This is a genomic window from Thermus tenuipuniceus (assembly GCF_002964845.1).
Lineage (GTDB): Bacteria > Deinococcota > Deinococci > Deinococcales > Thermaceae > Thermus > Thermus tenuipuniceus.
On sequence record NZ_PRDA01000015.1, the window covers coordinates 26,540 to 40,159 of the forward strand.

The 13,620-nt window shown below is 65.3% G+C and carries 15 protein-coding genes; 6 read left to right on the forward strand and 9 right to left on the reverse strand.

Annotation, left to right across the window (positions count from 1 at the left end):
- Positions 1 to 30 precede the first annotated feature (30 nt).
- Complete coding sequence (sdaAA, locus tag C2847_RS07710) at positions 31 to 894, forward strand: L-serine ammonia-lyase, iron-sulfur-dependent, subunit alpha (RefSeq protein ID WP_105317853.1); 864 nt, start codon at positions 31 to 33, stop codon at positions 892 to 894.
- Between the two features lies 1 nt (position 895).
- Here the strand turns inward: sdaAA and C2847_RS07715 are convergent, their stop codons facing one another.
- The gene (locus C2847_RS07715) at positions 896 to 1,753 is read right to left on the reverse strand and encodes a sulfurtransferase (RefSeq protein ID WP_105317854.1); all 858 of its coding nucleotides are present in this window, start codon (positions 1,751 to 1,753) and stop codon (positions 896 to 898) included.
- Between the two features lie 259 nt (positions 1,754 to 2,012).
- Here C2847_RS07715 and C2847_RS07720 point away from each other — a divergent pair, with 259 nt between their 5' ends.
- Together C2847_RS07720 and C2847_RS07725 are read left to right on the forward strand one after the other, a co-directional pair.
- On the forward strand, positions 2,013 to 2,693 hold the full coding sequence (locus tag C2847_RS07720; protein WP_105317855.1) for a zinc metallopeptidase: 681 nt from the start codon (positions 2,013 to 2,015) through the stop codon (positions 2,691 to 2,693).
- Entirely contained in the window at positions 2,694 to 2,942 is a 249-nt protein-coding gene (locus C2847_RS07725; RefSeq protein ID WP_105317856.1) for a TFIIB-type zinc ribbon-containing protein, read from the forward strand. It begins immediately after the preceding gene.
- 50 nt (positions 2,943 to 2,992) lie between these two features.
- On the opposite strand, the gene C2847_RS07730 is transcribed toward C2847_RS07725, so the two are convergent.
- From C2847_RS07730 to C2847_RS07765, 8 genes are all read right to left on the reverse strand, one after another.
- Positions 2,993 to 3,643: a peroxiredoxin gene (locus C2847_RS07730; protein ID WP_105317857.1), complete on the reverse strand. Its 651-nt coding sequence runs from the start codon at positions 3,641 to 3,643 to the stop codon at positions 2,993 to 2,995.
- 75 nt (positions 3,644 to 3,718) lie between these two features.
- On the reverse strand, positions 3,719 to 4,045 hold the full coding sequence (locus tag C2847_RS07735) for a nucleoside triphosphate pyrophosphohydrolase family protein (protein ID WP_105317858.1): 327 nt from the start codon (positions 4,043 to 4,045) through the stop codon (positions 3,719 to 3,721).
- On the reverse strand, positions 4,032 to 7,064 hold the full coding sequence (locus C2847_RS07740; RefSeq protein ID WP_105317859.1) for an AAA family ATPase: 3,033 nt from the start codon (positions 7,062 to 7,064) through the stop codon (positions 4,032 to 4,034). Before C2847_RS07740 ends, C2847_RS07735 begins: the two co-directional genes overlap by 14 nt.
- Positions 7,061 to 7,558, reverse strand: a complete 498-nt coding sequence (locus tag C2847_RS07745) for a GerMN domain-containing protein (protein WP_105317860.1) — start codon at positions 7,556 to 7,558, stop codon at positions 7,061 to 7,063. Before C2847_RS07745 ends, C2847_RS07740 begins: the two co-directional genes overlap by 4 nt.
- Positions 7,559 to 7,560: 2 nt before the next feature.
- Complete coding sequence (locus C2847_RS07750) at positions 7,561 to 8,706, reverse strand: N-acetylmuramoyl-L-alanine amidase family protein (protein WP_105317861.1); 1,146 nt, start codon at positions 8,704 to 8,706, stop codon at positions 7,561 to 7,563.
- A complete protein-coding gene (gene smpB / locus C2847_RS07755) occupies positions 8,703 to 9,137 on the reverse strand; it encodes an SsrA-binding protein SmpB (protein ID WP_105317862.1) in 435 nt (144 codons plus the stop codon). The genes C2847_RS07750 and smpB overlap by 4 nt, the downstream gene beginning before the upstream one ends.
- Before the next feature lies 1 nt (position 9,138).
- On the reverse strand, positions 9,139 to 9,849 hold the full coding sequence (locus C2847_RS07760; RefSeq protein ID WP_105317863.1) for a carbon-nitrogen hydrolase family protein: 711 nt from the start codon (positions 9,847 to 9,849) through the stop codon (positions 9,139 to 9,141).
- Position 9,850: 1 nt separating this feature from the next.
- Entirely contained in the window at positions 9,851 to 10,456 is a 606-nt protein-coding gene (locus tag C2847_RS07765; RefSeq protein WP_105317864.1) for a biotin transporter BioY, read from the reverse strand.
- A 186-nt stretch (positions 10,457 to 10,642) separates the two neighbouring features.
- Between C2847_RS07765 and gap the strand changes: the two genes are divergently transcribed.
- Genes gap through tpiA form a run of 3 tightly spaced genes read left to right on the forward strand, consistent with a single transcriptional unit; the run spans position 10,643 to position 13,616 of the window.
- Positions 10,643 to 11,638, forward strand: a complete 996-nt coding sequence (gene gap / locus C2847_RS07770; RefSeq protein WP_105317865.1) for a type I glyceraldehyde-3-phosphate dehydrogenase — start codon at positions 10,643 to 10,645, stop codon at positions 11,636 to 11,638.
- Complete coding sequence (locus tag C2847_RS07775; protein ID WP_105317866.1) at positions 11,639 to 12,808, forward strand: phosphoglycerate kinase; 1,170 nt, start codon at positions 11,639 to 11,641, stop codon at positions 12,806 to 12,808.
- Between the two features lie 55 nt (positions 12,809 to 12,863).
- Complete coding sequence (tpiA, locus tag C2847_RS07780) at positions 12,864 to 13,616, forward strand: triose-phosphate isomerase (protein WP_105317867.1); 753 nt, start codon at positions 12,864 to 12,866, stop codon at positions 13,614 to 13,616.
- The last annotated feature ends 4 nt before the right edge of the window (positions 13,617 to 13,620 follow it).

Below are 13,620 nucleotides of genomic sequence, written 5' to 3' on the forward strand. Positions count from 1 at the left end.
GAAGACGAGGCCAAAGCCTATACTTAGGCTATGCCGTTGACCCTGAACGACCTTGCTGCCCTTCCCGGCCGGGCGTCGGAGGCGTTGCTTCGCGAGGAGGTGGAGGAAACCGGGCTGGCTCCCGAGACCATCCTGGATAAGCTTCGGGAGCGCCTTGGCATCATGCGGGATTCCATCCGGAGGGGTCTCGCCTCGGATGCCCCCAGCGTGGCGGGAATGGTGGGGAAGAATGCCAAGACCTTGTGGGAAGCCCCGGATCCCTTGCGGGACCCTCTCTTGAAACGAGTCCAGGCCTACGCCATGGCGGTCAATGAGGAAAATGCCCGCATGGGTCGGATTGTGGCTGCTCCCACGGCGGGCAGCGCCGGGACGCTTCCCGGGGCCTTGCTGGGGGTGGCGGATCACCTGGGCATCCCCGATCAGGACCTCCTCATGCCCATGGTCCTGGCCGCCGGGGTGGCCAAGATCATCAACCGCCAGATCTACATCGCCGGGGCCAGCGGGGGGTGCCAGGCGGAAATCGGTTCCTCGGCGGCCATGGCGGCGGCCGCCGTTACCGAGCTTCTCGGGGGAAGCTCCGAGGCCTCTGCCCATGCGGCGGCCTTGGCCCTGCAGAATACCCTGGGTTTGGTTTGCGATCCCGTGGGGGGGTTTGTGGAGGTGCCCTGCGTGATGCGCAATGGCTTTTACGCCGTTCATGCGGTGAGCGCCGCCTCCATGGCCCTGGCGGGGATAAGGAGCGTGATCCCCCCCGACGAGGTGATCCTGGCCATGGCGGGCATCGGCCGCCTCCTACCCTTGGAGCTCAAGGAAACAGGCCTGGGGGGGTTGGCGGACACCCCCACGGGGCGTCGGCTGGCCGCCCAGGCCCTGGGGGAGGCTTCCGAGGATTGAGCTATTCCTCCCCTTTGGCTACCGGAACCCCCACCAGGTTGCCCCACTCCGTCCAGGAGCCATCGTAGTTCTTCACGTGCGGATAGCCCAAAAGGTATTTGAGGACAAACCAGGAGTGGCTGGAGCGCTCGGCGATGCGGCAGTAGACCACCACGTCCTTGTCCGGGGTGATCCCTAGGGACTGGTACAGGGCCTTGAGCTCCTCCGCCGTTTTAAAGGTTCCATCGGGATTTACCGCCTTGGCCCAGGGGATGTTTTTAGCCCCTGGGATGTGGCCAGCCCGTAGGGCTCCTTCCTGAGGGTAGTTGGGCATGTGGGTAAGCTCTCCCCGGTACTCCTCGGGGCTTCGCACGTCCAACAGGGCGCCCTTGCCCTCTTTGACCTTGAGGATGTGCTTGAGGACCTCGTCCCGGTAGGCGCGGATGGACTCGTCCCGGTAAGCTACCCGGTAGCTCCCCTTGGGGTAGGTGGGCACCTCGGTGGTCAGGGGACGGCCCTCCTCCACCCATTTCTGGCGTCCTCCGTTCATGAGGCGCACATCCTGGTGGCCGTTGTACTTGAAGAACCAGAAGGCATAGGCGGCCCACCAGTTGTTCTTGTCCCCGTAGAGGACCACGGTGGTGTCGTTGGAGATGCCGAGCCCTTCCATGAGGCTGGCAAATCCTTCCTCGTCCACGAAATCCCGCACCACGGGGTCCCAGAAGTCCCTCTGCCAGTCCACCTTTTGTGCCCCGGGAATATGGCCAGTCTCGTAGAGCAGGATGTCCTCGTCCACCTCGAGGATCCTCACCTTGGGATCCTCCAGGTGCTCCTGGGCCCAGTCTGTGCTCACCAGAACCTCGGGATGCGCGTAACCCATACCTCACCTCCCGCCCACAAGATACCCTTGAGCGGGTGAGAGTAAAGGGGGTCCGTGCACATTCCCGTCCCGATCCTTGCCAGAAAGGGCTGAGTCTGGTATAAAGGTACCTGCGGGGAGTAGCCGCCCCCAGTGGGGGCCAGCCGGTCGTCAGTACGGGAGCCTTCCCCGGTCGGCTGGGGCGCCTAAGGGCGCATGGCGAGACCACCTGTATGGGTGGCCTCGGTTTTTGCTACTCCTCGGAAGGAGGTGGACGGGAATGGACATACTGGCGCTCTTGCTCATGGGGTTGGTCTTCGTGGCCAGCCTGGTGATTCAAGGTGGTTTACAGGCTACCTTCGCCCGATTCAGCCGGGTGGCCAACAACCGGGGGCTTACGGGGGCTGAGGTGGCGCGGGCCATCCTGGATGCCCACGGCTTAAGTCACGTCCGGGTGGAACCGGTGCCCGGGGCCCTCACGGACCATTACGACCCCCACGCCAAGGCGGTGCGGCTTTCCGAGCCCAACTACGCCTCGCCCAGCCTGGCGGCCCTGGCGGTGGCCGCCCACGAGGTGGGGCATGCGGTCCAGGATGCCCATGGCTACACCTGGCTTCGGGTGCGGGCCAGCCTGTGGCCGGCGGCCAGCCTGGGCACCAACCTAGGTCCAATCCTGGTGGTGGTCGGGTTGATGCTGGGGGCCATCGGTTTGGCCAAGCTCGGGCTTTACCTCTACCTGGCGGTGGCCCTATTCCAGCTGGTGACCCTCCCCGTGGAGTTCGACGCCTCCAGGCGAGCCCTGGAGTTCCTGCGGCGCATGGGCTTCCTCTCCCAGCAGGAGATGGCCCCTGCCCGGCAGGTGCTCACCTGGGCAGCCCTTACCTACGTGGCCGCCTTGGCCAGCTCCTTGGCCACCATCCTTTACTACGCCAGCCTCCTCATGGGCCGGAGGGAGGAGTAGATGCCCCTTCTCCTTTGCCCAAGCTGCCAGGTGGGCATGAAGGAGGTGGAAAGGCGCGGGGTCCTCATCGACGTCTGCCCCCAGTGCGGGGGGGTGTGGCTGGATAGGGGGGAGTTGGAAAAACTCCTGGCGGAAGCCAAGGAGGTGGAGCGGGCCTACGAGGAGGAGCGGGAGGTGTACTACCGTAAGGAGGGGAAGCCTTACCGCAAGAAAAAGGGCTTCCTGGAGATCTTTGACCTTTTCGATTAGGCTTTAAGGTAATCCCCCCGGGGATCCCACCCCGGGGGGTTGGGGTTTTCCTACTCCGCCTTCTTAAGGCGCAGATACCAGCGCTTGTACTCCGTGTACTCGGCCTTCCTGGCCTCGTCGGCCTTGACCTCGTCCAGGGTGGCTGGGGGCTTCACGATGGCGGGCTCACCCGGCTGCCAGTCGGCGGGGGTGTTCAAGCCGGTGCGGTCGGTGAACTGTAGGGCCCGGATGAAGCGCAGGATCTCGTCGATGTTGCGGCCAGTGGTGAGGGGATAGTAGAGCATGCCCCGGAGGATGCCGTTGGGGTCGATGATGAACACCGCCCGCACCGCAGCGGTTTCGCTGGCGGCAGGGTGGATCATGCCGTAAAGCTTGGACACCCTCATGTCCAGGTCGGCGATGACCGGGAAGTTGATGGGGATCCCGGACATCTCCTCGAGGTCCTTAAGCCAGGCCAAGTGGGAGTAGATGGAGTCAATGGAGAGCCCTACCAGCTGGACTCCCAGTTCTTCAAACTCCTTTTGACGCCGGGCGAAGGCCAGGAACTCCGTGGAGCAGACCGGGGTGAAGTCGGCGGGGTGGCTGAAGAGCACCACCCATTTGCCCTTGAGGTCGGATAGCCGAAGCTCCCCAGCCGTGGTCTTGGCCACGAAGTCCGGCGCGGGTTCGTTTAAACGGGGTAGGGTAACGGTCTCTTCCATCCTAAACCTCCTCGGCTGGTACACCAGCCGAGGGACACTATACCCTAAAGGGGTATTAGATGCAAGTGATTTTCGTTAGCGGTTGTCCCCTGAGCCCCCGATTTTTCCCCGTTCCAGCCGGGAGCGTAGCTTAGCCAGGTTGCCTTGGGCCACCTCCTCCAAGCTCACCCCTAGGTCGGTGGCCAGCTGGGCCACATACCAGAGCACATCCCCGAGCTCAGCCACCAGATCCTCCCGGGTAGCCTGGCTGAGGTTTCCTCCATGGTCCCGGAGGATTTTTTTTACCTTGTTGGCCAGTTCCCCGGCTTCCCCCGCCAGGCCGAGGGTGGGGTAAAGAAGCCGGTAGGCTTCGGGGTAAAGGGCGGTTTTCTTGGCCTCCTGCTGGTATTCATTTAGGGTCATGGGCGGCCTCCTTGCGGATGGAGAACACCCGGCTCACGCCCCCTTGGGCGGTGACCCCATAGAGGGCGTGGCAGGCTTCCATGGTGCGCTTCTGATGGGTGACCAGGATGAACTGCTTGCCGGAGTTGAGGAAGCGGGTGAAGCGGACGAGGTTGGCCTCGTCAAGAGCGGCGTCCACCTCGTCCAGCACGGCCAAGGGTAAGCCGCCCTGGAGTTCGCCCAGGGAGAAGAGGAAGGCGAGGGCCCCCAGGGTCTTTTCCCCCAGGGAGAGGAGGCGGAGGTCCTGGGTGCGCTTTCCCGCCGGGATCACCACCAGCTTTAGCCCCTGCCCTTCCCGCCTGACCTCGGCCCGGGCTCCGAGGAGGGCTAGGGCGTATTTCTGAAAAGCGCTTTGGAAAACCTGGTAGCTCTCCTTCAGCCGCTCCCCGTAGGCTTTTTCCACGGCCTTGGCCTCGGCCTCGAGGCGAAGGAGGGCTTCCGTGGCCTCCTGCACCTCTTTGGCCTGGGCCTCGAGGCGGGCTTCCAACTCCATTAGCTCCCTTTCCGCCAGGGCGTTTACGGGTCCCAAGCTTGCCCGTTCCCGTTCCACCTGGGCCAGCCTGGCCTGGAGGGCCCTGGGGGTGCCGGGCAGGCGGTCCAGCGGGGGGAAGGAGGCCCTCTCCCGCCCCAGTTCCTCCAGGAGGGCTTCCCTGCGGGCCAGGAGCAGGCGGAGGTTTTCCCGCTCGCTCAAGAGGGCGTTGGCCCGGGTGAGGGCCCGGGTTTGCTGGTCCTCGAGGTTTGTCCTTTCCGCCCGCACGGCCTTAAGGCGTTCCTCTAGCTCCTGGGCCTTGGCCAGAAGGGGCTGGGTGGCGGCGAGTTTGGCCTTCAATTCCTCCATCCTGGCCTGGATGCGGCGCACTTCCTCCTGGGATGCCGCCCAAGCCTCCCGGGCTTGGGAGAGCAGGCGCCAGCGCTCGTGGGCCTCCGCTTGTGCCAGGATTCCTTCCAGCTCCTCTCTTTCCTTCTCCAGGGCGAGAAGCCGGGCCTCCTCCCAGGTTTCCTGAGGCGGTGTGGGGGGTTGGGGAGGCGGGGGTAGGGGGGAGCGAAGCCTAGCTTGCAGGGCTCCCACCTGGGCTCGGGCTTCCTCCAGGCGGCGGTAGGGGGGTAAGGAGGCCAGGGCTTCCTCTAGGGCTTTGATCTCCCCGGCAAGCTGGTCCTGCTCGGTTTCCAGGTCCTCCAGACGCCGCCTCAAGAGAAGGGTTTCCCCACCTCCTTTTAGGCGCCCACCGGATAGGGCTCCCAGGCGCTCCAGCACCTCGCCTTCCAGGGTGACCACCCTTTCCCGGCCCAAGGCCCTTCGGTACGCCAGGGCTGCATCCAGGTCGGCGAAGACCAGGGTATCCCCTAAGAGGGCCAGGAGGATTTTCTCCTCGGGCAAGCCCGGGTGCCGGAGCCGGGCCAGGCGGAAGGCGGGTCCCAGGAGGCCGGGCGCGGGAGGGGGAGAGGGGGGAGGTGGCGGGGATAGAAGGGTTAAGGGCAGGAAAGTGGCCCGGCCCCCTTCCCGTTTCAGGAGGGCGATGGCGGCCTTGGCGGCTTCCTCGTCCTGGGTGAGGACCCATTGGAGCCGGGGGCCCAGGGCCACCTCCAAGGCCAGCTCCAGCCCCGCTTCGGGTCGCACCAGGTCCGCAACCACCCCCAGCACCCCAGGAAGCTTCCGTACCCTTCGGGGTCCTTCGTGCAGGTCGCTGCCGGCCTCCAGAAGCCGCCTGAGCCGTTCGGTCTCCCTAAGGGCTCCCTGGGCCTGGGCGCGCAGGTCGGTGAGGTGGGTTTCCAACCGCTTCCGTTCGGCCATTTTCCCCTCGAGGTCCCGAAGTTCCTCAAGCCTTTGAGCAAGCTCCTCCTCCAAGTGGGCGCGTTCCGCCAAGGCTTCCTGGTAAGCCTTCAGGCGTTCCTCGTAGCGGGCGGTTTCCGTCAGGTACCGGCGGAAGGCTTCCTCGTGGCGCTTTTTGGCGGCCAGCAGGCGGGCTTCTTCCGCTTTCAAATGCCTCAGCTGGGTGCGGAGCTCCTCGAGGGGCCGGGGGGGAGGGGGTATTGGGGGGCCGGGGTCCTCGGGTGGGGGACGGTCCAGGGCCTTGTGCAGGCGGGCGAGCTCCTTAAGCTCCCGCTCGAAGCCTTCCCGCTCCTTTAGGAGCAGGCGCACCGCTTCCAGTTCCTGGCGCAGGGATTCCTCTTCGCGGGCCAGGGTCAGGCGCTTTTTCTCCAGGGCTTGGCGCTCCCTCTCTAGGGTTTCCTCCTCCCTGGCCAGGGCCTTAAGCCGCTCCTCGGCTCTCGCCATCTCGGCTTGGGCTTCCTCCATGCGGGCTTCCACGAGGCTTACCCTGAGGGCCAGGGCCTCCAGGTCCAGGGTCTGGGCGCGCTTGGCCCGGTGGGCTTCCCCTCTAAGCCGTTCTACCTGGGCCTTAAGCTCCTGAAGTTCCCGCTCGCGCTCTTCCAGAAGGCGGTGCGCCTCTTCCAGCTCCTTCTCAGCCACCCGGGCCGCTTCCACCACCGGTTTCAGTCCGGCGGCCTCCTCTAGGTGGGCGAGCAGAACCTCTCCGGGGGCCTCCAGAAGAGCCGCCACCTCCCCTTGGCCCACGATGGCGTATCCCCCCCGGCCGAGGCCTGTGCCCGCAAGGTGGAGGGCCAGGGCCTTGGCGCTTAGGGGGCGGCCGTTTACCCGGAAGAGGGAGCGGTCCCCTTCGATGCGCCGTTCCACGGTAAGCCTTTCCCTTCCCCGGGAAAGCTCCAGGCGGACCTCCGCCATGGCCTGGGGCGGGCGGCCCTCGCCCCCGTGGAAGAGGAGGGTGCCGAGTTCCTGCCCGCGTAGCTCGTGGGCCCGGGCTCCGGTCACGAAGCGCAAGGCCTCCACCAGGTTGCTCTTGCCGGAGCCATTGGGCCCGATGATCCCGGTGATGGGATCCGGGAAGTCCAGGGCGGTGCGCTCCGCAAAGGATTTGAACCCCTGGAGGATGAGGCGGTCTATGCGCCAGGTGTCCTTCATGGTAGGCGGAAAGGCTGGCTCAAATCGAGATGTGCCAGGCCTGGCTTGGGCTCTCCCTCCACCAGAAAGCGCACCTCCTGGGCCTGGGGGAAGGTGGAAAGGAGGGTATAGGCCAGGCTGTAGAGGCGCAGGGCTTCCTGGCTAGCATCCAGACCCAGGGCAAAGTCGCCGGGAAGATCCACCACGAAAAGCTTGCCCAGCCGGTAAAGGGCCCGGGGCTTGGGGGCTTGAAGGGTCTCGGCCCAGGTGGCCAGAATCTTGCTCTCCGGCGTGTCCCCCGGGGCCAGCTCCAGGGTGCGGGTTTCCTTCCGGAGGCCTTGAGGGGGATTGGGAAGGTAAAGGATGGTGGGCAGGCTGCTTGCGGCCAGGGTTTCCTCCGAGGGCAAGGGCAGGGCGGAGGAAACCGGGTACCCTGGGCTTTGCCAGTAGACCATTGCCCCCAGGGCGAAAACGGCAAGGCCAAGGAGGTTCCAGAAGGTCAAGAGTCGGCGCATGGCTACTCCAAGTAGGTGCGGATGGCCTGGGCGATGGCCTCCGCCACCTGGTTGCGGGCCTCAGGGGTCTTGAGCCGCTCTACCCCCACCTCCAGGAGTACCCCTGCCCCGGGGATATCCGTGAGGGCGTAGGGACCCTCAGCCCGGGCCAGCACGATGCCCAGGGCAGAGAAGGCCTTTTCCAGGGCCTCCGCCAGGCGTCTGGGGTCGCCGGCGTAGACCTTGAGCAAGGCGGCTTGCTCTGCCGGGGCCGTGGCCAAGAGGGCTTCGGCGTTCTGGGCGAGGGGAGAGGTGCGGGCCTTGGGCAGGTAGAGGTTAACGGTGCTGCCCCGGGTCACGTGCAGGGAAACCACCACCGAGGCGGTTTGCGCCTGGGCTAAGCGGGCCTCGAGGGGTACGGTTTGATCCCCTTGCCGGGTGAGCCTGGCGCCAGGCAGGCGGGAGGCTACCCTCTTGGCCAGATCCAAGGTGAGGTCTTTTTCCAAGAAGCCTTCTGCCGAGATACCAGGGTCCTGCCCCCCGTGCCCTGGGTCCAGGAGCACCGTGGGCCTGGGTCTAACCAGGGAACCCCACTCCAGGACCACCTGGCCCCCACCGGGGTAGTAGAGCCGGGCGGGTGGGCTTTCCAGGGCCAGGCGCAGGCCCTGGGCCTCTTGGCTCAGGCCCGCCCCCTCTCCCTGGGCCAGGAGAAAGAGGACGCTGTTGCCCTCCACCAGGGCGTTCACCTCCCGGGAGAAGCGCAGGACCACCCGGTCTGGTCCCCGCGTCATGCCGAGAAGACGGGCCCAAGGAAGACGGAGGAGGATGCCTTCCTGGGCCCGGTACTCCAGGCCCAAGGCCTCGCCTAAGGGCCGTAAAGGAACGAAGACCTCCTGACCCCGTTTCCAAGCGGCCCCCCGGGCGGCGGCCTGGGCCTCGTTTTCCACCAGGGGGAAGGCCTTGTAACGGCTTCCCAGGCCCAGGGCCACCTGGCCTTCCCCTTGCCACAGGGCGAGCCCCAGGCCCCGGGCTAGAAGCTCCACTTCTCCATAGGACACGCCCCGCCCCCCCGGGTAAAGGGCCTGGCCCACCTCTCCCCCCACCAGGAGGGGCCTTGGAGCCTGGGCCAAGGCGAGAAGGAGGAGCAAGGCCAGCGCCAGGAACCTCATAACTCCTCCAGAGCCCGCCGCACGGCCCGCTTCTTGTCGTCTTCTTTCCTTTGATAGGCCTTTTTTCCCCGGGCCAAACCCAGAAGCACCTTGGCATAGCCCCGTTCGTTGAAGTAAATCTTAAGGGGTACCAGGGTGAGACCCTTTTGCTCCACCTTTCCCCTTAACCGGTTGAGCTCGTGGCGGTGGAGAAGGAGCTTGCGCTTTCTCCTGGGGTCCACGTTGGTGTAGGATCCCTTTTCGTAGGGGGCGATGTAGAGGTTTTCCAAGTAAAGCTCGCCGTTTTCAAACTTGGCGAAGCTCCCCGTGAAGTCCACCTTCCCAGCCCGCAGGGATTTGACCTCGGTTCCCTTGAGGACGAGCCCCGCCTCGTAGGTTTCCAGGATCTCGTAGTCGTGCCGTGCCCGGCGGTTCTCCAGCACGAAGGCCATCTTACCAGAGCCGGTAAGCCTCAGGCCGGCGGTGGCGGAGGATGGGGTAGCGGGCGCGGTACTCCTCCAAGAAGACCAGGTCCAGGTCCACCAGAAGAAGGCCCTCCTCTTTCCTCGAGGCCAAAAGGCGCCCATCAGGGCCCACTGCAAGGGAGGGGCTTCCCGTATCCGCCCGGTTGGCGAGGAGCAGGTACGCCTGATTCTCCGCGGCCCGGGCCCTGGCCAGCACCGAGAGAAGCTCTTCGTACTCCCCGGGCCAGGCTGAGCCCACCAAAAAGACCTCGGCGCCCATCAAGGCATAGCTGCGAAACAGCTCGGGGAAGTCCAGGTCGTAGCAAAGGGCAAGCCCGAACCGCTTGTCGCGAAACTCCCAGATCACGGGGCCTTCCCCGGGCGCAATCCCCTCGTCCCCCTCCTCGCCCAACGCCAGGTAAGGGTGCACCTTATCGTAAAAGGGACCCTGGGGGAAGAGGCCAAGCCGGTTCCTGGGGCCAGGGGCGAGAAAGCCAGCTGCCACCGCTATACCGTTTTCCTCGGCCAAGGTCTTAAGGGCTTGGGGAAGGGTTTCTTCCCCTCGCCTTCCCAGGATCAGCTCGGGGAGGAGAAGGGCCAGGGCCCCCTCCCCTCGAGCCTGGTGAACCAGAGGGGTGAGGGCCCGAAGAAGCTCCGCGAGGCTTTCCCGTTTGGTGATATGCCCTAGGGCCAGCCGCACCCTAACGCCTTCCCAGCCCCTTCCAGGCGGAGGGCAGAAGCAAAGCCGCCACCACCGCCTTCACCAGGTCCCCGGGAATGAAGGGGAAAAGCCCCATGGCCAGAAGGGCACCCGTTCCGGTGAACTTTCCTGCCCCCATGAGCCAGGCGGCGAGCCAGGGAAGCCCCACCAGGTAAAGCAGGGCGTTTCCCGCCAGCATGGCCAAAAGGGTTCCCAGGAAGCTCCGGTCCAGGCCGAACCGCTCCACCAGTAGCCCCACCAAGCCTGCGGCCATGGGGAAGGCCAGGAGAAAGCCCCCGGTGGGGCCGAGAATCTTGGCTAAGCCCCCTGTACCCCCGGCGAAGACGGGTAGGCCCATGGCTCCTTCCGCCAGGTAGGCCAAGAGGGACAGGAACCCAAGGCGGCTTCCCAAAGCTGCTCCCACCAGGAGGATCGCCAGGGTCTGGCCGGTGATGGGTACAGGGGTGAAGGGCAGGGGGATGCTGACCCGGGCGGCCAAGGCCACCAAGAGGCTACCCCCTAGGATCAGGGCCAGGTCCCGGGCCAGGGTGCGGCGGGGCCAGAGGGTCTTAACCAGGGGTGTATAAGGAAGAACTTCGGTGTTCATCGTGCATACCTCCTGGACCACCGGGGTGGTCGTCAACCAATTGTATGGGCTTAGGGTTGACGGATCAAGGGGGAAGGTTTGCTTAAGCCAAGTGCCATCAGTCACTTATGAAAAAGCCGGTATACTGAAGCCATAGCTCTAAACCCCTACGGCAAGGGGGCGAGGAGCCATGCTGGGAGGTAAGCTATGAAGGTAGGCATCAATGGATTCGGCAGAATCGGCCGCCAGGTTTTCCGCATTCTCCATGGACGGGGCGTGGAGGTAGCCCTTATCAACGACCTGACCGACAACAAGACCCTAGCCCATCTGCTGAAGTACGATTCCATCTACCGCCGCTTCCCCGGCGAGGTGGGGTACGATGACGAGAACATTTACGTGGATGGCAAGGCCATCCGGGCCACCGCCATCAAGGATCCCAAGGAGCTGCCCTGGGGAAGCCTGGGCGTGGACGTGGTCATCGAGTCCACGGGGGTGTTCACCGATGCCGACAAGGCCAAGGCCCACCTCGAGGCGGGAGCCAAGAAGGTCATCATCACCGCCCCGGCCAAAGGGGAGGACATCACCATCGTCATGGGGGTGAACCACGAGCAGTACGACCCGGCCAGGCACCACATCATCTCCAACGCCTCCTGCACCACCAACTCCCTGGCCCCGGTGATGAAGGTTTTGGAGGAGGCCTTTGGCGTGGAGAAGGCCCTCATGACCACCGTTCACTCCTACACCAACGACCAGCGGGTCCTGGACCTACCCCATAAGGACCTGCGCCGGGCGCGGGCAGCGGCCATCAACATCATCCCCACCACTACCGGGGCCGCCAAGGCCACCGCCTTGGTGCTTCCCTCCTTGAAGGGTCGTTTTGACGGGAGCGCTTTGCGGGTGCCCACGGCCACGGGGAGCATCTCCGACATCACCGCGGTGCTCAAGCGGGAAGTGACCGCCGAGGAGGTGAACGCCGCCCTCAAGGCGGCCGCCGAGGGGTCCTTGAAGGGGATCCTGGCCTACACTGAGGACGAGATCGTGCTTCAGGACATCGTCATGGATCCCCACTCCTCCATTGTGGACGGCAAGCTCACCAAGGCCTTGGGCAACCTGGTGAAGGTCTTTGCCTGGTACGACAACGAGTGGGGCTACTCCAACCGGGTGGCGGACCTGGTGGAACTGGTGCTGAAGCGGGGGGCTTAGATGCGTACCCTTAAGGACCTCGACGCTCGAGGCAAGCGCATCCTGGTGCGGGTGGACTACAACGTCCCCATCAAGGAGGGCGTAGTGCAGGACGAGACCCGAATCCAGGAAAGCCTTCCCACCCTGCGCCACCTCCTCGAGGCCGGGGCCTCCCTGGTGCTTCTTTCCCACCTGGGCCGGCCCAAGGGGGTGGACCCCAGGTACTCCCTGGCCCCGGTGGCGGAGGCCTTGGGCCGGTATCTTTTCGGCGTCCGTTTCGTGCCGCACAGCCCCGGTTCCGACCAGGCGCACCAGGCGGTACAGGCCCTGGCCCCGGGGGAGGTGGCCCTCCTGGAAAACGTGCGCTTCGAGCCAGGGGAGGAGAAGAACGACCCCGATCTTGCCGCCCGCTACGCCCGGCTGGGGGAGGCCTTTGTCCTGGATGCCTTTGGGAGCGCCCACCGGGCCCACGCCAGCGTGGTGGGGGTGGCGAGGCTTCTCCCCTCCTTTGCCGGCCTCCTCATGGAAAAGGAGGTGAAGGCGCTTTCCCGGCTCCTCCGGGATCCGGAGAAGCCCTATGCGGTGGTCATCGGCGGGGCCAAGGTTTCCGACAAGATCGGGGTCATAGAGAACCTCCTGCCCCGCATAGACCGCCTTTTCATCGGCGGGGCCATGGCCTTTACCTTCATCAAGGCCCTGGGAGGCGAGGTGGGGAAGAGCTTGGTGGAGGAGGACCGGCTGGATCTGGCCAAAGACCTCCTGAAGCGGGCGGAGTCCTTGGGGGTGAGGGTGCACCTGCCCGTGGATGTGGTGGCGGCGGAGCGGATTGAGGCCGGAGTGGAAACCCGCACCTTCCCCGCGGATGCCATTCCCGTGCCCTATATGGGCTTGGACATCGGGCCTAAGACCCAGGAGGCCTTCGCCGAGGCCTTGAAGGGGGCCAGAACGGTCTTCTGGAATGGACCCATGGGGGTCTTTGAGGTGCCGCCCTTCGACGAGGGCACCTTGGCGGTGGGCCGTGCGGTGGCGGCCTTGGAGGGAGCCTTCACCGTGGTGGGAGGGGGCGACTCCGTGGCGGCGGTGAACCGCTTGGGCCTCAAGGACCGGTTTAGCCATGTTTCCACCGGGGGTGGGGCGAGCCTCGAGTACCTGGAGAAGGGCACCCTCCCGGGGATTGAGGTCCTGGAGTAGGAAAACCTAATCCGGCCCCGCCCCGTGGGGCGGGGTTTTCCTGTAGGATGGCGGCATGCGCAGGGTTTTGGTGGCGGGAAACTGGAAGATGCACAAGGTACCCTCGGAAGCCCGGGTCTGGCTTGCTGAGCTCAAGAGGCTTCTGCCTCCTTTAGAGTCCGAGGTGGTGGTGCTGCCTGCCTTTCCCATGCTTTCCGTGGCTAAGGAGGTGCTTTCCGGTACCCAGGTGGCCTACGGGGCCCAGGATGTCTCCCCCCACCGGGAAGGCGCCTATACGGGGGAGGTTTCCGCCCGGATGCTTTCCGATCTGGGGTGCCGCTACACCATCGTGGGGCACTCGGAGAGGCGGCGCTACCACCACGAGACGGATGCCCTGGTGGCGGAGAAGGCCAGGAGGCTTTTGGAGGAGGGGGTTACCCCCATCCTTTGCGTGGGGGAGCCCCTGGAGGTGCGGGAAAGGGGGGAGGCGGTGCCCTACACCCTGGCGCAGCTCAAGGGGAGCCTCGAGGGGGTGAACCCCCCGGGTCCTGAGGCCTTGGTCGTCGCCTACGAGCCCGTCTGGGCCATCGGCACCGGGCGGAACGCCACCCCCGAGGATGCCGAGGCCATGCACCGGGCCATCCGGCAGGCCCTGGCTGAGCTTTACGGAAGGGGGTTTGCGGATCGGGTCCGCATCCTTTACGGTGGGAGCGTGAACCCCAAGAACTTCACCGATCTCCTTTCCATGCCCAACGTGGACGGGGGACTGGTGGGCGGGGCCAGCCTGGAGCTGGAAAGCTTTTTAAGCCTCCTCAGGATCGCCGGTTGAGCCA